The following is a 17,560-nucleotide window of genomic DNA, read 5'->3' as shown; positions in this document are numbered from 1 at the left end:
GCGTATGTTGGAGGGTCCCGAGCCCGGGTGTCAACGGCTTGTAGGCGGCCGCCGAAATCCGAGGAAATCACCGCCCGGCTTCAACGGTCGACGCGCCCGAAAATCCTGCACGCCGCCGAAGACCTTTGCCGGGGGCACGCGCCGGCCCTTCGCCAGCACCGTCGATAGACACGAGGGGGCGCGCTCCCTCATTTCGACGGTGCGTACGTGGCTCGGCGTGAGCTCGGCCCGCTCGGCGAGCTGCTCGAGCGTGAGTTCAACGGCCTCGCGCCGCCGCCAGACATCCTTACCGAAGCGCATCCCGGCCGTTTCGGAGAAACCGTGTCGCCTTCCACGGATCCCCGCACCCAACCCAGCACGCCTCACCCCACGCCGACCTTCGGCGTCGTGCTCTTGGCGCTCGTCACCATGACAGCGCTTGGTCGCTCGAGCGAGCCGACGAGGATCGTCAAGGGCCGCTCGCCGCGTTCCAGGCGCAGCGCACGAGGAAGCTGGCGGGGCCGATCTTCTTTTACCTCCGCGGTTGTAGGCTTCGAGCTCGGCGGATCAGCGGAGCATCTCGCCGCAGAAGAACAACAAGCGCAACCCTCGGGAAGTTACGAGGCATCAACGCGTTGCCGTCCTCCGCGTCGTTCGCGGAGGCCACCGTGTACCGGAAGAATATCTCCTCGATCTTGGCCGGGGTTCTTCAGGAGAAGCGGGACATCCTGGCCACCGCCTTCGGAGGCGATCCACCGGCGGTCGTTGGAGAACAACTTCTCCGCGGACATGTTCGGTCCGACGCTGGTCGTGAATCAGGCACAGAGCACTCGCCCACATGAACTACATATAGAACTACACTCAACATAGGCTCCCAATAGAAACATTCCGAACCCCACGGCGACGATCCACCTCCTCGTCGATCGGCCATCTCCCCCAGCATCCGAGGAGCACGGCTTCCCTCCTATAAGGGCACTTACTTCGGATAAGGGCTCTTACTTCGGACATCCTGGCGTGGTACTTGTCGTGGCTCTCGCCGTCCGATCAGGCCCGCGGCGGTCCTTGAACTTCAAGGGACGGCCGTGAAGAACAAGAAGCCCAGCCACGACGCCGGCGATCTCCTGCCAGTGTGCAGGACGAGCTCGCCGCCCCCTACGCGAGGTTCAGCGACCTCGTACCAACGGCGGGGGCAACGAGTGCTGGTACCGGCTGGGTGCGGTGAACGATCGCGGCTACGGTGTCTTCCGGCTCGGAAGTCGCATCGTCATGGCCCACCGGCACATGTTCGCGATCGAGCACGGCCGCCCTCCCGCCAGGATGGTCCTGCATACGTGTGGCCAAGAAGACGCGCGTCAACCCGCGTCACTTGTACGAGGGCGCTCGGGCATGTACCGCACTCCGGGGGCAAAGAACAACGCCGCCCTCCGGCGCGTCCGGGCTAGAAGAGACGGGCCGCACCCATCCCATCCCCCCGATGTCGCTCGGGCGGCAGCCCCGTCGCCCGGTGGCGGGCACCCAGTCGACCGTGTACAGCGGGCTTGCGCCGGCGTCGGGAAACGCATGGCGACAGAGGCACGAGCCGCACGCCGTCGCCTCATCGTCCGCAGCGAGCGCAGCGCGGACCTGCCCCCCTTGCCAGAGCGCCACCGCTTCGGGCAGCGTCGCGAGCGCCCGCGGGTGAGCCGGGTCGCGACGCAGCCACGCCTTCAGCAGCGTCTCGCAGCAGCGTCTCGCTCGCTCCCAGCGTCGCGATGGTGCGCGTTGCCCTCGGACTCGGGGCGATCGCCATCCAGATTGAGTCCATCTCGAATCTCCTCACCGCCCGTCGTCGGCGCCGTCGTGGAGCTCCGTGCGGGTGGTGACGAGAGCGTCGGACAAGGCGCCAACTTCTCCGCCGCCTGGGTGCGTTGTTCTTCGGCGTCGCTCTCGGAAGCGGCCCTGCCGACGCGCGGCCGCACGGCCCTTGAAGCTCCTCGCGTACCGCGCAGCAGCTCCACGAGGAGAGCGGCTGCGCGCCCTGTCGCGGCGCCCCGAGCGGCAATAGCGGTCGCCGCGGTCGCACCGCGAGCAGAGGAAGAAGACCTGGCCGCAAGCCCACCCCCGCGCGGATGACGAAGCGAACGGCTCGTCAAGAGCGTCCGGCAGGTCGGCTGGCGCGCGCACCTGATGGCGCTCCTCGTCGCCGAGGCGGGGCTCCGCCAGGACGGTCCGTGGAGAAAACCTGAAACAGGCGGGCATGCTGGCTGAAAATCTCAGCAATTCCGCGTCGTTACGTGGTGGGTCGACAGGGACTCGAACCCTGGACCTACGGATTAAAAGTCCGCAGCTCTACCGACTGAGCTATCGACCCGATCCAGCGGCCGGCGAAGCTAGCAGAAGCTCCTCGCAGGTTCCACCTTTCCGTTCCCGCCGCCTGCCAGCTCTCCGCTCCCTCTCGCCGCCTTCCACCCCTACCCGGCGCTCCACCCCTACCCCGCCTTACGCACCCTCCCGCTCCTGCCACCCCTCCCGCCTTTCCCCTCGCTTCCCGCTCACCGCCGCCTTCCTCGCGCCCTCGCCTCGCGCTATGAGGTCGCGCCATGTCGTCGTCACGCCCTTCCGCCGCCTCCAAGGAATCGTTCGCTTCGCTCTTCGAGCAGTCCGAAGGAGCTGGCAAGCAGCGCCGCCGCCAGTACCACACGGGGGAGACCGTCGAGGTGACCGTGGTCGCGATCGCTCGCGAGGCGGTCTTCGCGGATCTTGGCGGCAAGCAGGAGGGCATGTTCGAGCGCGTCGCGCTCGCCGACGGCGACGGCAAGCTCCGCGTTGCGGTCGGCTCGCGCGTCTCGGCCGTGGTCGCCGGCGTCGACTCGGGCACCGGCCAGGTGCGCCTCACGCCGGTCGTCGTGCGCGCGAGCGACGACGGAGACGGCGGGACGTCGCTCGCGGTCTCCGCGCCTGCCGCGGGCGGCGCGCCGCTGCTCGTCGAGGGAGCGCGGGTCAAGGGCAAGGTGACGGGCATCGAGCGTTACGGCGTCTTCGTCCAGATCGCGGGCACCTCGGGCCGCTCGGGCCGCGGCCTCGTCCCGACGGCCGAGACGGCGACGCCTCGCTCCGCCGACCTGAAGAAGCACTTCACGGTGGGGCAGGACGTCGAGGCGAAGATCCTCAACGTGGACGAGTCCGGCAAGATCCGCCTCTCGATCTCCGCGCTCCGCGTCGACGAGGAGCGCGGCCAGTTCGAGTCGTACGCGAAGGGCGAGCGCTCCGGCGGCGGCAACGACAAGGGCGCGAAGCCTGCGCCTCGCAACTTCGGCACGCTGGGTGACCTGCTCGCGAAGAAGGTCAAGCGCTAGCGCTTCTTCCCCCTCGTCCCGTCTCCGGCTCTCCCTCCCGTCTCCCTCTCCCTACCCTCCCTCCCCGTCCCCAAGCCGCCGGCAGGAGATTGCATCTCCGCCTCGGTTCAGCATACACCTCGCCCGCTCAGCCCTTGCGGCTCCAGCTTCGGCTCCTCGTCGCTCGCTGGCTCGCTGGCCCCGCGCGCCTTCGCACCTCGGGCCTGGGTGTCCCTGCCTCCGCCTTCGCGTCGATGCCTTCTCTCGCTCGAGCCTCCGCCCCCGCGTCGCTGCCCGCACCGCAGCGCTCTCCGCGCACGCGCGCTCGCCCCCGCGTCGGCTCTCGCGCCACGGCGCCCTACCGCTCGCTCTCCGGCGCCCTGCTCCGCGCTGGCGCTCTCGCCGTCGCCTTCGCCGGCGCCTCCCCGCTCGTCCTTTCGGCCACGGCCTGCGCTCCGTCCCAGGATCCGCCCGGCAGGGCCACCGACGATCACCGCTCCGGCGCTGCTCGCGCGCCCGCCCCGTCCGCCACCGGTGCCGCCCTCGCGGCCCCGGGTCTCCCCTCGCCCGAAGCGCTGGCCCCCTCTCCTGGATCCACCGCGCCGGACGCCGTGTCCCCTGCGTCGCTCGCGTCGTCGGCCGCCGCATCACCCTCCTCGAAGGAGTCCACGCTCCCGGGCCGGGGCGCGAAGATCGCCAGCATCGCGATGCGCACCTGGATCTATGTCGCTCCCGACGAGCGCTCGACGAAGCTCGGTTACCTGCGCGCCGGCGCGGTCGTCGATCGGGCCGAGCTCCCTGCGGGCACCGATGGATGTGCCGGCGGCTGGTACCGGATCGCGCCGCGCGGTTACGTCTGCGTGGGCAAGGGCGCCTCGCTCGCGCTCGAGCACCAGGTGGTCGCCGCCGCCGTGCGCGGCCCGCGCCGTGGTGCGCCGGTGCCTTACTACTACGTCATGTCGGGCTCGCCCCCGCCGCACCTCTACTTCCGGCTCCCGACCGTCGAGGATCAGCGCCGCGTCGAGGGGTCCACGCTCGGCGTCCACCTCGCCCGCGCCGCTGTCGCGCCCTCGTCGTTGCCGCTCGATCCCGTGCCGGAGTTCCTCCTCGCCGGCCGGGATCTCCCCAAGCCGTACGGCGCCGAGGAGAAGCTCCACTACTCGGTGCATACGGGCCGCACCAAGGAGAGCTCCGCCTTCGGCCTGATCACGACCTTCGAGTGGACCAACCGCCGCTTCGGCCTCACGACCGAGCTCGATCTCATCCCGCTCGATCGTACCCGCCCCGCGCGCCTCAGCGCGATGCGCGGCGTGATCATCAAGGATCTCGACGCCGAGGGCGCCGAGGTCCCCGCGAGCGCCTCCGACACGGCATCGGCGGCCGTCGCGGCGTCGTCGGCATCCCCCACGTCCTCGGCCGCCCCGACGCCCGCCGCCGCTCCACCGGCCGACACCGCGAGCTTCTCCGTCGCCGAGCTGCCTGCCGACGAGCTGCCTCCCCCGCCGCCCGGCACCGATCCCCGCCCCGATCCCGCCTTGAAGGGCGCCCCTGCCTTCGTCCGCGTCCACGGCACCACGCGGCAGCGCCCGTCCGCGTCGGGCCGCGCGCTCGTCGACGCGGGCCTCGCGCCGCACCGCTCGGGCTGGGTGCTCACCGGCCGCACGCGTGGCGGCGTCAAGGGGTTGCTCGAGACCACCGAGGGCTCATGGCTCGCCGCCGACCACCTCGTCATCGCCGAGCTGCGCAAGGACCCTCAGGGGTTCGCGCGCGACGGCAAGAAGTGGATCGACATCTCGATCCGCCGCCAGATGCTCGTCGCTTACGAGGGCACGCGCCCCGTGTTCGCGGCGCTCATCTCCAGCGGTCGCAGCGGCATGGCCGATCCCGAGGAGACCGACGCCACCGTCCGTGGCTCGTTCTACATCCACGCGAAGCACGTCTCGACCACGATGGACGGCGATGACGAGGCGTCCGAGGCGGCGTTCGACCTGCGTGACGTGCCGTACACCCAGTACTTCCACGGGGGTTACGCGCTGCATGGCGCGTACTGGCACGACGAGTTCGGCAAGGCGCGCAGCCACGGCTGCATCAACCTGGCCCCTGCCGACGCGGCCTGGCTCTTCGAGTGGACCGAGCCCGCCGTCCCGCCCGAGTGGCACGGAGCGATGAACATCGAGGGCGGCGGTACGCTCGTCTATGTGCACGGCTGACGGCTCCGTGCACGGCTGACGGCTCCGTGCACGGCTGACGGCTCCGTGCACGGCTGACGGCTCCGTGCACGGCTGACGGCTCCGTGCACGGCTGACGGCTCCGTGCACGGCTGACGGCTCCGTGCACGGCTGACGGCTCCGGCTGCCCCGGCCCCCTCAGGACAGACGACCGGCCCAGCTCGCCAGGTGCATCCGGCAAGCTGGGCGGGAGGGCCGCTCACCCGAGCGCTGCCGGCCCTCCGGTCCGCCCCGTTACCCCGTTACTGGCAGGACGCCGGCATCTGCGCGCCGACCAGGAGGCCGCGCAGGGTCGAGAGCGCTTGCCGCCCCTGCGGCGAGTTCGCCAGGCCGTCGCACGCCGAGGCGGCCGCGAGGTAGCCGCCCTGCTGCTCGGGCGGGGCCGACTTCGCGTTCTGGCGCAGCGCCGCGCAGCACTTGCGGATCCCGCTGGAATCGCCCGTGCCGACCACCTTCTTTCCGGCGTCCGCGTCCGCCGTGTCGGCGTCCGCCGCATCCGCCCCGGCGTCCTCTTCGGGCACGATCTGCGTCGTGGGGGTCGGCGTCGGGGCCGGCGTCGGCACGACGGGCGGAGCCGAGGGCACCGGCGGCACGTCGTCCTCTTCCTTCTTGGGGCACCCGCTGGTGACCAGAGCCACTGCAAGGGGGAACATCAGCGCCCCCAGAACCGTGAAGAGCCGTGTAGGTTTCATCTCACCTCAAGTATCCGATTCGCGTTTGCGTGGGAACTTCTGTTCGACGAGGAACGCCCCGATCGCAACCAACTTCCCCGAGCGCACGCGGTCATGAGGCCCGCCGGCTGCACGCCCTCGGCGATCCGAGCGGTCGAAGTATGGGCGTCACGAGCCCGCTCGCAAGATCGTGAACGCCGCCGACGGGCGCGCTTCAGGTGCTCCCCGACCTCGGTAGCAGGCGCGTGCGTCGCGGCGAACACGGCGAGCGCGACGGACGCGAGGCACGCGGCGAACGCCGGCGCGCGCGCGGGGCGGAATCGCTCGCAACGCTGAGCGACCGCCGCCGATCAGCGTGGGCCTGGGCGCACGGCGGGCCCAAGCACGCGCGCGTGTGCATGTCCAAATCTCGAAAGGACACGCCGACCGGCCGGCGCTGGCGCGCGACTCCAGCGCTCGACCGATACGGCTGAAGCGGGAGCAACCATGAAGTACACGCAGCACGAGGAGTGGACGAACGAACCGCGAGCCGCCGCCGCCAGCCCCGGAGAAGACACCTCGGTCTCGTTCTCGGTGGACGCGCCCTCGCTGGACGCGCCCTCGCTGGATACGCCGGCGATCGCGGAGGATGCCGCCGTCACGACGCCGCCCGCGGCGCGCGCCGCGAGCGAGGAGCGCGACGCGTCCTCGGGGCAGATCGACCTCACCGCGCTGAAGGCCGGCGAGGAGGGCGCCCGCCCCCAGGTCCTCGACCTCTTGCCGATCTTCCCGTTCGGCGAGCCGCCCGCGTCCGCACCCGTGCCTGAGGCGCCGGCGCTCGACGTGCCGGCGCGCGCGTGGCGCGCCCGCTCGATCGCCGTCCTGCTCGCCGGCGCCACCGCGATCGCGGCCCTCACGGCGGGCATCTCTGCCCCGGATGCCGCCGCCACCGGCCCTCGCGCGGCGGCCGGCCTCGCCACCGCGGCCCGCGCGGTCGAGGCGCGGCTCCCGCGCGTCGAGGCGCGGCTCCCGCGCGTCGAGGCGCGGCTCCCGCGCGTCGAGGCGCCCGCCGAGCGCGCGCTGGTCGCGCCTCCTGCCGAGCGCGACAGCTCTGGCGACGCGCCCGACGGCGTCGCCGCCTCGCCGCGCGCACCCGAGAACCGCGTACGGGCCCCGGGCGCAGCCGCGCCGACACGCGCCAAGCCGGGCCCTGCGGCGCCGAACACGACCGACCGCCGCGCTCCCACCGACCCGTGCCGCGGCGACCTCCTCTGCGCGATGCGCCGCGCCACGGGCGGCTGATCCACCGCCGAGCCCCTCGGCAGACCGCCGCGGCCTCGGTCGGGCTCGCTCCCGGCAGGACCCCGCTCAGATAACTCGTTCAGGCAGCGCGCCGGGCTCGCGCCCGGCAAAGCCCCGCTCAGACGGCGCGCGGGGCTCGCGCCCGGCGTGAACCTCGTCAGGCGGAGGCCGGGCTCGGGCCGGACGGGCACCCCGTGTGCGCCGCGATCGAATCGAGCAAGCGGTTCAGATCGAACGGCTTTGCGACCGACGCGCACGCGCCCACCTCGCGGGCCCAGGTGCCGGCGTCCACCGCCGCCGTCATCACGAGGATGGGCGCGCGCGGACCAGGACACGACGCGTACGCGCGGGCGAACCCCCAACCGTCCATCACCGGCATGCGCATGTCGAGCAGGATGAGATTCGGCCGGTTGCGCTCCAGCAGCGCGAGCGCGGCCTCGCCGTCGCTCGCCGAGAGGACGTCATAGCCCTCCTCCTCCAGCGTGATCTCGAGCATTTCCCGGATCTCCTGGTCGTCGTCCACGATCAGGATCTGCTTGCGCCGTGTCACGCGGCTCCTTTCGGTTTGCAGCTTGGCCCGAGGCTCGGCGCTCGCCGTCCCCTCCGCTCCGATTCCACAGTACCCGTCTGCCACGATATCCCCCCACACGGGCGCTTCCCATGCGCGACCACCACTCAGGCAAACGATGTCACGCCCGCGTCCCATGTCGCACGCGACGAGCGCAATATCGACTGCGGAGCCCGTTCGGGTCAGACGCTCAGGGCCGCGAACGCGCCCCGGACGGCGGGGGCGGCGCGACATCGCCCGCGATCTCCATCCTGGGCAGAAGCGAGGCGTCGATCTCGGTTCTCTCTCCGCGCATGAGCTGTTCGATCGCGGCGGCTGCGCGGGTGATGTCGTCGACGAGCAGCGGGATCGCCAGCCCGCCCATGCCATCCGGCGTGCCCGCGAGCCGAGCGCGCGCCTTGTCGAGCAGGCGCAACGCCCCCGGTGGGCTCTGCATCCTCGTGAGCTTGTGCAGGGCCGCGGCGACGAGGATGAGCCCCTGGAGAAACGTCTTCCTCACGGGGTCCCGCTCGTCTCGCCACCCGGACTCCCACAGCTCGTGCGCCTCGAAGAACCGCCCCGCGCGGTAAGCCTCCAGCCCGCGTTGGACGATCGCTTCGAGCGCGGCGTCGGTGGAGGAGCTCATGGCGCGGAGCGACAGCGGACAGCGGAGCGTACCACGCGCCCCGGACGCCCGCGCTCCGGCGCTCCGGTGCTACGCTCGGCGCGTGCAGCGGTGGATCCTCGTCGCGGTGATTGCTGGGCTCCACCTCCTGGCGTTCGCGATCGGCATCCTCCTGCGCCGCCGCAGGCGACGGCGGCGCCTGCAGGCCGACGAGGCGCGCGCCATCGCCGCGCACGCCGACGCAGCGCGCGCCCGAGCCTCCCGCCCGGGCTGACCCCGCTCGCCCGCGCCGAGGCCGCGCGCGCCCGCGCCGCCCGCCCCTCAGCGCGCGAGCAGGCTGCGCAGCCGATCGAGCGCCGCCGCGTGCGCCCGCACCGAGAGCCGGCCGCCGACGTCGTCGTACTCCTCCGAGAGCACGCGCGCGTTCTCGTAGATCTCCCCGATGAGGCCCTGCTTCGCGTACGGCAAGAGCAGCTCGGCCTCCACCATCGACTGCTCGAAGAAGGCGATGATCGCCTCCCGCAGCGCCGCCACGTCGTCCGGGATCTTCGCCGACAGCTGCGTCGCCTCGGGGAACTCGAGGCGCAGCGCCTCCCGCTCCTCCTCGGAGAGCCGGTCCACCTTGTTCAGCAGGAGCCGGCTCGGCACCTCGCTCGCGCCGATCTCGGAGAGCACGCCGCGCGTCACCGCGAGCTGATCGCGGAACGTCGGATCCGACGCGTCGGCCACGTAGAGCAGGAGCGACGCCTCGAGCGCCTCGTCCAGCGTCGAGCGGAAGCTCGCCACGAGATCGTGCGGCAGCTTCTTGATGAAGCCGACCGTGTCCGAGACGAGGATCCGCGGGCGCACCTCCGGGTGGAGCGCGCGCACCGTCGTGTCGAGCGTCGCGAAGAGCTTGTCGGCGACGAGCACCTCGCTGCCCGTCAGCGCCCGCATCAGCGACGACTTCCCCGCGTTCGTGTAGCCGACCAGCGCGACGCGGCGCTGCCCTTGCCGGAGCGCGCGGCGCGTCGACTGCTCGCGCTGGACCGCGACGAGCTCCTCCTTCAGCTCCGCGATGCGATCGCGGATCTTGCGCCGATCGAGCTCGAGCGCGCTCTCGCCGGCGCCCTTGCCGCCGATCCCGCCGCGCTGCCGATCCCCGCCGCCGCCCGTCTCCCGGAGCCGCGGCGCGACGTAGTTGAGCCGCGCGATCTCGACCTCGAGCTTCGCCTCCCGGCTCCGCGCGTGGCGGTGGAAGATCTCGATGATCACGCCCGCCCGGTCGAGCACCTGCGCGCCCGTCGCCCGCTCCAGGTTGCGCGCCTGGCTCGGCGAGATGTCGTGGTCGACCGCCACGACCGTCGCCAGGCGCGCCGCCTGCCCGGCGCCGCCCGCGCGCGGCTCCACGCCGTCGTCGTCGCCCGCGTCGTCGCCGTCGTCTTCGCCGAGCTCGACGTCGTCCTCACCGCTTTCACCGCTCTCTGCGGCCCGGCGCGCGCGCGCCTTGTTCTTTCGCTCCGGCGCGCCCGAGGGCACGACGCCGCTGCCGCCCGTGAGCTCCGCGAGCTCCCTGAGCTTGCCCTCCCCGAGCACCGCGGCCGCCGCGAGCGCGCTTCGCCGCTGCGACACGGTCGCGATCACGTTGAAGCCGAGCGTGTGCACGAGGCGGCCGAGCTCGGCCAGATCGGCGGCGTGCTCTACATCGTCGACGCCGGGGAGCTGCACCCCGACGAGCACAGCGAGGGGACGTTCTTGGTTGGTGGTGGTCATACGGTCGTGTGCGAGGGCGGGAGCTTCGCCTCATCCACCCCCGCGACGCAAGCCGCCGCGCGCTCGCCCGCGCATCGCTGCGTCGCCTCGGACGAACCCGCCGGGCTCGCTCCGGCGAACCGCCGAGCTCGCCCCGCCATGGACCACGAGGGCGGGCAGGGACAGCCCGACGCCGGCGGCGGGCGTGGCCTTCCGGGCACGCCCGGGGCACGCGCGTCACATCCCGAGGCGCACGAGCGGCGTCACCTCGCTCGCGCCGCCTCGCCGTGCAGCCGCGCGCTCTCGATGGCCAGCGACGCGAAGCGCCCGAGCTCCGCGGCCACGCCCGTGTCGTCTTGCCGGAGCTCGCGCTCGACGGTCCAGAGGCTCAGCAGGCCGAGCTTGCGGCCGCGCGCCGCGAGCGGCACGAGGATCGCCGAGCGGGCGCCGAGCTCTCGCAGCGCCGAGAGGTGCTCCGGCCCGCGGGCGATCCGCTGCAGCCACGGATCGGTGACCAGCGGGATCAGCGTGGCCTCCCTGCGGGCCGTCGCCTCGGCCAGCGAGGCGGCGTCGCCGAGCAGCAGCGGCGGGTGCTTGAGCAGCCTCGGCAGGAGCGCCCGCGCCTCGGGCAGGCGCGCCGACGCGACGAGCCGCGGGGCGCCGCCGTCGTCGAGATCGAGCGCGCAGAGGTCCGCGAAGCGCTCGCCGCCGAGGCGCACCACCTGCTCGATCGTCCCGTCGTGATCGAGCGACTCCGCCATCAGCGCGCTCGCGTCGATCAGGATCTGCCGCGCGCGCTCGGCTTTCCTGAGCTCGGTCACGTCCTCGACCGTCATCACGGCCGCGGTGATGCGCCCGTCGGCGTCGCGCACGGGGGCCACGCTGAAGCTCCCGAGGCGGCGCTCTCCGTCCGCGCGGACGAACTCCATCTCGTCGCGGGAGACCGTCTCGCCGCCGTGCAGCGCCCGGTGGAGCAGCCAGCGCGCGCGCTGGTCGTCGTCGGTCTCGCTGAGCAGCGTCCGCAGCGGCGCGTTGCTCGGGGTCTCCTCGGGGCCGCGGACGATCTCCGCGAACCGCCGGTTGTTGAGCGCGACGGCGCCCGACGTCCCCTCCGCGACGACCACGCCGACCGGGAGCCGCTGGATCGTCGCCTCGAACCGGCCGCGCTCCGCGGCGAGCTGCTCGCGCAGCTGGGCCTGGGTCGCGAGCGCGGCCGCGCGCTCGGCCGCCTTCTTGAAGAGCAGCCGGTCTCCCTCGGAGAACTCCGGCACGCGGCGGGAGCTCACGACCGTGACGCCGACGAGGCGGCCCTCCGAGAGCATCGGCACGCCGTAGAGCGCGTGGAGCGCGTCGCTCGGGCGCTCGCTCTGCGCCCCCGACTCGGGCCCCGCCGCGCCGCCCCCGGCGTCGGTGGCCAGCGGATCCGGCGCCGCCGAGCGCAGCGCCACCGGGCGCCGCTCGCGGACCACGCGCCCCACGAAGCCCTCCGCCAGCCTGTAGGCGCGCAGGCCCCACAGCGCCTCATCGACGCCGATGCCGGCGCGGATCCGCAGCACCTCGCCCTCGAGCAGCAGCATCACCGCCCAGTCGACCGACCGCGCCGACTCGACGAGCACCTCGACGAGCCGCCGCAGCAGCCGATCGATGTGGACGTTGCCCATGCCCTCGGCCGACACGCGATCGAGCGCGCCGAGCGCGCGCTCGCGCAGCGCGGCGCTCCGCGTCGCCGGATCGATGATCACCTGATCGAGCACCTCGTGCAGGATCGTCATCTCGACCCACGACGGCTGCGTGCCTGTCCGCTCGAGCATCCGGAGCACGCAGCGGCGCAGCACCGAGTACTGGGCGGCCACGTCCTCCAGCTCGAACCCGTCGCGGAGCTTGTCGAGCACGCGGAAGCCGAGCAGCGGCTCGGGGAACTCGACCGACACGGACTCGACGCCGCTCCACGCGTCCTGCTCCTGGTCGCCCGGCGGCGCAGCCGCGGCCGACACGGCCGCCTCGAGGCGCTCGGCGAGGCGCGCGAAGATGGAGGGCAGCTCCTCGCGCAGCGCGATGTAGCCGGGGGACTGCTCGCCCGGCGCGCGGCGACGCTCGGCGCGCTCCCAAGCCTCCAGGATCTCCGCGCTGTGGGCGCGCAGGAAGACGGCGAGCGGCGATCTGGGAAGGTCTCTAGGGGCCATTCACGCGCTGGCCGGAGCCGCGGCGCCCTCAGTCTACGCCAGCCCACGAGGACGTAGATCCAGAAACGAACCGGCGGCGGCTCGCCCGTCCGGCTCTCCCGCGGACGGCGCCGAGTCGGTCCGCCCTCTCCGTCCGTACCCTTCTGCCTGCGCCACGCGAGCGCTCTTCCATAAGCGGTTATGTTGCGCTCGTCTGCGCGCCTGCGCCGTCGCGCTCGCTCGTGTGCCGTGGCGCCCGTGCTCCCTGCCGCCGGCGCGCTCGCGCGTGTCGCCGCGCTAGCGTGCGCGCCGGCGGCGCCGCGCGCTCGCGAGGCCCGCCGCGAGCGCGAGCCAGACCGCGCCGCCGGCGGACGGCGCGGCGTCCTCGCCCCGCGCCGCGCCTGCCGCGCCGATCTTGCACCCGCACCCGTCCGAGGCCTCCTCTTGTGGCGGCTCGGATCCCCCGCCGCCGCTGCCGGCCGCTGCGGCGCCGCCGTCGCACTGCTGCGAGCCGATGGTGAGCGCCGTCGCACCCCACAGCGGAGCGCAGGTCGAGGTCGCCCCGCTCTCCGGCGCGCACTCGATCGGCCCGCAGAGCCCGTCGAGGTGCAACAGCGCGGAGAAGCTCTCGCCGTCGTCGATCGATCGGCCCACCGTGAAGCCGTCGGCGAACTCGTCGCCGCAGGCGAAGAGCGCCGCGGCGGTCCAGGTCAAGCACCGCGCGCCGACGTCCGAGATCTTCTCGAACTCGAGCGACGCGGCCGGCGCGCGCCAGATTCCGTCCTGGGGCCCGCCCACGATCACGGTCGCGCCGTCCGGCGAGAGCGCGAACCCGAGGAGGTCGCCGGCGCTCTCGAAGGCGGTGGTGAAGCTGCGCCCTCCGTCCTTCGAGACGAGCAGCGCGTCGGTCGGATCGCCGTCGAGCCGCACGTAGACGATGTCGGGGTCGACGGGATCGATCGCGCCCAGGAACGGCAGGCGCATGTCGTCGCTCCCCGGGATGTCGAGCCGCTCCCAGGTCGCGCCGCGATCGTCGGTGCGCTGGAGGGCCCCGGCGTAGTCGGGCGCGCCGTAGCGGCCGCTCACGTAGACGCGCGCGCGGTCGGAGGGCGCAGCGTCGACCGTGTGGGCGAGGAAGTCCCCGGGCAGATCGACGCTGGCCTTCGTCCAGCTGTCCGCGTTGTCGCTCGTCTCCCAGAGCTGGGTCAGGAACTGGCCCGCCCCGAGCCCCATGCTGACGACGAGCACGGCACGGGAAGGGTCCTCACGATCGGCCGAGAGGTCGATGACGTAGCGGTTCATCAGATCGCCCTGAGCGAACGACCAGTCGCAGCCGCCGTTCTTCGACGCGCTGAGGCCGTCGAAGACCCCGGCGATGATCGTCCCGTCGGCGAGGAAGGCGAGCATCGGATCCTCGTTCCCGCCGAAGCCGACGACCGGCTCGCAGATCCAGCGCCAGCGCTCGCCGTCGTCGTGCGTGGCGAGCAGGCCGTAGGTCGCGCGGACCATGAGGCGCGACGGGTCGCTCGGGTGCGACGCGATCAAGCCTGCGGCCGGGAAGCGGCCGTTGGCCGAGGCTGGCGCGGCGAGCGCCGCGACCGAGAGCAGCGCCGCGACCGAGAGCAGCGGCGCCGCGCAGGACGAGAGGGGGCCACGCCGCCGCGCGCCTGGCCCGCTGCGGGAGTGACGCGTCAGCGCTGGGAGGGCTCGCACGGAGCGTTCTGTAGGGACTCGCACGAGGGGTGAGCCTAGTGGACGTCGAACTCGAATGCCGCCTCGTCGATGAGCGACGAGGTCAGGGCCCGGCATTGCACGTCCCAGAGCCCCCCCATCCCGAAGGGCACGTCGGCGACCTCGTACAGGCCGGGCTCGATCTCCGTGCCCTCGTGCACGGACCCGTGCCCCATGCTCGTCATGCTGGCGTAGCAGCGGAGCTTCATCCGCTGCGCCGGGTCCCGCGAGTCGGTCCAGGTGAGCCGCACGTGGAAGGTGTTGAAGCCTCGCTTGATCGGCGCGGTCGACTCCACCGCGAACTCGATGCGCCCGTTCGCACCGACGTCCAGCCGGTGGCCGTCGTCCGGCGCCACGTCCTGGGATCCGCAGCCCACCGGCGAGAGGACGGCGAGCGCCGCGATGAAGGCGGCGCGGGCGCGCGCCCAGCGGCGCCTGGGAGGTGACTTCGGCGAAGGCTGTTCACGAGGTTCAATCACGTCTTCCCCACACGTAGCGGAGGCCTGCGGACAGGGCGGCGAACGCGCCCTCGTTGCGGCCGATCCCGGAGATCGGCACGTCCACCTGGAGGTTGCCGACGGCGGTCCAGCGCGCGCCGACGTCGTGGGCCAGCACGGCGAGCAGCGCCGTCCGCACGCGCTCCTTTCCCATGGGATCGCGCGGGCCCGGGCCAGGCTCATCCTCGCGCGGCTCGCCCTCGCGCTCGTGGAGCGCGCCCACGGTGAGCGAGGCGCCGGAGGGCCACGAGGGCCCCGCCGCGGCGAGGATCTGCAGGCGGGGCGCGGACCGCGCCGCGTCGCCGTCGGGGAGACGGTAGCTGGTGCGGACGCTGGTCGAGGCGGAGAGCAGCGCGTGGAACGAGCCCCACGACTTCTCGAAGACCATCCCCGGCCGGATCTCGGCCACCCCGAGGCCGGTCGTGTCGGCGCCGGTGATGTCGACGCCGTCGACGCCCATCGCGCGGGCGCCGCTCGCGCCGCTCACGCCGGCGTCGAACGGCGCCGTCGCGGTGCTCGGGCCGCGCCCGGTCGGGAGCGTCACGCCGAGCGTGAACGCGGCGGACGGGATCCACGGCGACGCCGCGCCGTCGATAAGGTCGATCCTGGCTGCCGCGCCCAGGTCACCCTGCCCGCCGCCGGACGACGTGGCGCCGAGCCCCACCCCGCTCCAGGTGACCATCATCGGAACGGAGACGGCGAGCTGAAGGTGATCCCCGGCCCGCACCAGCCACCCGGCCTCGGCCCTCAGCTCGCGGTGGTAGACGCCCTCGCCGGACGCGTCGAAGCCTCCGTCCACCGCCCACGCCCCGAGCTGCTCGGAGAGCCGGACGGAGAAGCTCGCCGCGGCGCGCTCCGAGGGAGCGAGCCACTGGGCCATGCCGTGGCCCGCACCGCAGCAGGCCGACGCGCGCGCGGCCCTCGGGTGCACCGCGACCGACAGCAGGAGCACCACAGCGGCGACGGCTCTGGCCAGCACGGCCGCTCCTATAGGCGAGGCTCCTGCCCCGCGCCAATGCGACACGTTGTCGCGCGGAGGGCGCCTGATCTCGGTCGGGCCGCACCTTCAGGCGGTGTCCCGAGCCGTTTCCGTTCCGCGCGCAGCGCCTCGCGACCGCGCGCGCGGGGCTCGGCGACGGCGCGGCGCTCAGCTGGCGAGGGCCTGGCGGTAGACCTGGACGTAGCGGCGCGCGGGACGATCCCAGCCGAGGTCGAGGCGCATGATGCGGCGCTGGACCGCGGGCCAGCGGGGCGACGTGAGGGCCGCGAGGGCGCGCTGCACGCCGCCGAGCAGCGACGTGGCCGTCGGCTTGTCGAACAGGAACCCCGTGCCGGTCTCCAGGGCGGCGTCGATGTCGACGATCGTGTCGACGAGGCCTCCGGTCCTGCACGCCACCGGGGCAGCGCCGTAGCGTTGCGCGTACAGCTGCACGAGGCCGCACGGCTCGAAGCGCGACGGCACGACCACGAGGTCGGCCGCGGCCATGAGCCGGTGCACGACGGCCTCGCTCACCCCGCCGAGGAACTTCGCCCGCTCGGGCGCCTTGGCCGCGGCGGCGGAGAGCTTCTCCATGAGCTCGGCGTCGCCCTCGCCGGCCACGACGACGCTGACGTCGCCCTTCAGGATCTTCGGCATGGCGTTCGCGAGCAGGTCGCTGCCCTTCTGCGCGACCACCCTGCCGATGGACACGAGGAGCGGGCGATCCGGCCGGATCTCGAGCCCGAGCTCCTGGAGGAGCGCGCTCTTGCAGCGGCCCTTGTTGCTCACGTCCTCCGCGTCGTAGCGGGCGATGATGGCCGGATCGGTCATCGGGTTCCAGACGGCGTAGTCGATGCCGTTGACGATGCCGGACAGCTGGTTCGCCCGGGTGCGGAGCACGCCGTCGAGGCGCTCGCCTTGCTTCGGCGTGAGGATCTCGTTCGCGTAGGTGGTCGAGACGGTGGTGAGCGCGTCCGCGGCCAGGATGCCGCCCTTGAGGAAATTGAGCTGGCCGTAGAACTCGAGCCGCTCGGGCCGGAAGTGGTCGTCGTCGAGGCCGAGGTACGGGAGCGCGTCCTTCGGGAAGAGGCCCTGGTGCGCGGCGTTGTGGAGGGTCAGCACGGTCCGGCCAGGCGCAGACTGCTGGTGGCGGAGCAGGTACGGCACCATGGCGGTGGGCCAGTCGTGGGCGTGGACGATATCGAACGGCGCGCCCGACCGGGCGCGCTGGCGGACGAGCTCCACGACGGCGCGGGAGAACAGGGAGAACCGGCGCGCGTTGTCCTCGTAGTCGCGCCCCTCCTCGCCGTAGATGCCGGGCCGATCGTGGAAGCCTGGTACGTCGAGGACGACGAGCTCCACGCCCGTGCTGAGCCGCCCGTCGAAGAGCGTCACCTGGATCGGCCCGCCCGGCGACACCTTCGCGTCGACCTCGAGCGGCATCGGGGTGAGGCGGCGCGCCATCATCAGCCCGCTCGAGTCGAGCGCCTGGTAGCGCGGCAGCGCGATCGTCACCTTGTGCCCGAGCAGCCGGAGCGCCTTCGAGAGCGACGAAACGACGTCGGCCAGGCCGCCGACCTTGACGATGGGCGCGATCTCGGACGCAGCGAAGAGGATGTCCATGCGGGCGCCGTGTGTAGCACGAACCGGGGTGCGTACAGCGCGGCTTCCGAACCCACAGCTGCGCTGAACGCTGGCCAGCGCCCGGGTGTCGCCGCAGAGGCAGCGCCGCGCGCGCCGTTTTGGAGCAACTTTCCATCCGCGCCACACCCCCTTCCAGGGCCCTACATGGCGGATTCCAGGGCCCTACATGGC

General features: G+C 72.9%; 14 protein-coding genes and 1 tRNA gene. 4 read left to right on the top strand and 11 right to left on the bottom strand.

The genetic code is table 11. The features are described 5' to 3' along the window. Positions 1–30: 30 nt before the first annotated feature. Together WME95_RS17755 and WME95_RS17750 are read right to left on the bottom strand one after the other, a co-directional pair. Positions 31–300: a hypothetical protein gene (locus WME95_RS17755; RefSeq protein WP_437909543.1), complete on the bottom strand. Its 270-nt coding sequence runs from the start codon at positions 298–300 to the stop codon at positions 31–33. A 1,953-nt stretch (positions 301–2,253) separates the two neighbouring features. Then, positions 2,254–2,329 (bottom strand) — tRNA-Lys (locus WME95_RS17750). 229 nt (positions 2,330–2,558) lie between these two features. On the opposite strand from WME95_RS17750, the gene WME95_RS17745 reads away from it, so the two are divergent. Together WME95_RS17745 and WME95_RS17740 are read left to right on the top strand one after the other, a co-directional pair. Continuing rightward, positions 2,559–3,314 carry a S1 RNA-binding domain-containing protein gene (locus WME95_RS17745; protein WP_437300168.1) on the top strand — a complete coding sequence of 252 codons (756 nt, stop codon included), beginning with the start codon at positions 2,559–2,561 and terminating at the stop codon, positions 3,312–3,314. Positions 3,315–3,904: 590 nt separating this feature from the next. Next, the gene (locus WME95_RS17740; RefSeq protein ID WP_437909542.1) at positions 3,905–5,503 is read left to right on the top strand and encodes a L,D-transpeptidase; all 1,599 of its coding nucleotides are present in this window, start codon (positions 3,905–3,907) and stop codon (positions 5,501–5,503) included. A gap of 260 nt (positions 5,504–5,763) precedes the next feature. Here WME95_RS17740 and WME95_RS17735 read toward each other — a convergent pair whose 3' ends face one another. Next, a complete protein-coding gene (locus tag WME95_RS17735) occupies positions 5,764–6,213 on the bottom strand; it encodes an acyltransferase (RefSeq protein WP_437553094.1) in 450 nt (149 codons plus the stop codon). Positions 6,214–6,678: 465 nt separating this feature from the next. Between WME95_RS17735 and WME95_RS17730 the strand changes: the two genes are divergently transcribed. Next, complete coding sequence (locus tag WME95_RS17730) at positions 6,679–7,473, top strand: hypothetical protein (RefSeq protein ID WP_437909541.1); 795 nt, start codon at positions 6,679–6,681, stop codon at positions 7,471–7,473. Between the two features lie 157 nt (positions 7,474–7,630). Here WME95_RS17730 and WME95_RS17725 read toward each other — a convergent pair whose 3' ends face one another. Both WME95_RS17725 and WME95_RS17720 read right to left on the bottom strand, forming a co-directional pair. Beyond that, positions 7,631–8,023, bottom strand: a complete 393-nt coding sequence (locus WME95_RS17725; RefSeq protein ID WP_437909540.1) for a response regulator — start codon at positions 8,021–8,023, stop codon at positions 7,631–7,633. A gap of 208 nt (positions 8,024–8,231) precedes the next feature. Then, positions 8,232–8,666 carry a DUF309 domain-containing protein gene (locus WME95_RS17720; RefSeq protein ID WP_437909539.1) on the bottom strand — a complete coding sequence of 145 codons (435 nt, stop codon included), beginning with the start codon at positions 8,664–8,666 and terminating at the stop codon, positions 8,232–8,234. An 82-nt stretch (positions 8,667–8,748) separates the two neighbouring features. On the opposite strand from WME95_RS17720, the gene WME95_RS17715 reads away from it, so the two are divergent. Next, positions 8,749–8,919: a hypothetical protein gene (locus WME95_RS17715; protein WP_437553086.1), complete on the top strand. Its 171-nt coding sequence runs from the start codon at positions 8,749–8,751 to the stop codon at positions 8,917–8,919. A 47-nt stretch (positions 8,920–8,966) separates the two neighbouring features. Here the strand turns inward: WME95_RS17715 and hflX are convergent, their stop codons facing one another. The 6 genes from hflX to glgA form a co-directional block, all read right to left on the bottom strand. Continuing rightward, a complete protein-coding gene (hflX, locus tag WME95_RS17710) occupies positions 8,967–10,397 on the bottom strand; it encodes a GTPase HflX (RefSeq protein WP_437909538.1) in 1,431 nt (476 codons plus the stop codon). A gap of 242 nt (positions 10,398–10,639) precedes the next feature. Beyond that, entirely contained in the window at positions 10,640–12,559 is a 1,920-nt protein-coding gene (locus WME95_RS17705; protein ID WP_437909537.1) for a GAF domain-containing protein, read from the bottom strand. 276 nt (positions 12,560–12,835) lie between these two features. Continuing rightward, positions 12,836–14,251 carry a WD40/YVTN/BNR-like repeat-containing protein gene (locus WME95_RS17700; protein ID WP_437909536.1) on the bottom strand — a complete coding sequence of 472 codons (1,416 nt, stop codon included), beginning with the start codon at positions 14,249–14,251 and terminating at the stop codon, positions 12,836–12,838. Between the two features lie 35 nt (positions 14,252–14,286). Beyond that, positions 14,287–14,748 (bottom strand): FixH family protein, encoded by a 462-nt coding sequence (locus tag WME95_RS17695; protein WP_437909535.1) that lies wholly within the window; start codon positions 14,746–14,748, stop codon positions 14,287–14,289. Next, positions 14,741–15,745 carry a hypothetical protein gene (locus WME95_RS17690; protein ID WP_437909534.1) on the bottom strand — a complete coding sequence of 335 codons (1,005 nt, stop codon included), beginning with the start codon at positions 15,743–15,745 and terminating at the stop codon, positions 14,741–14,743. The genes WME95_RS17695 and WME95_RS17690 overlap by 8 nt, the downstream gene beginning before the upstream one ends. A 168-nt stretch (positions 15,746–15,913) precedes the next feature. Next, positions 15,914–17,368 carry a glycogen synthase GlgA gene (gene glgA, locus WME95_RS17685; protein WP_437553074.1) on the bottom strand — a complete coding sequence of 485 codons (1,455 nt, stop codon included), beginning with the start codon at positions 17,366–17,368 and terminating at the stop codon, positions 15,914–15,916. Positions 17,369–17,560 lie beyond the last annotated feature (192 nt).

The organism is Sorangium sp. So ce327 (assembly GCF_051530205.1).
In the GTDB taxonomy this organism is placed as follows: domain Bacteria; phylum Myxococcota_A; class Polyangia; order Polyangiales; family Polyangiaceae; genus Sorangium; species Sorangium cellulosum_B.
Note: the sequence above shows the minus strand (reverse complement) of the source record. Positions and strands in the feature narration are given on the sequence as shown.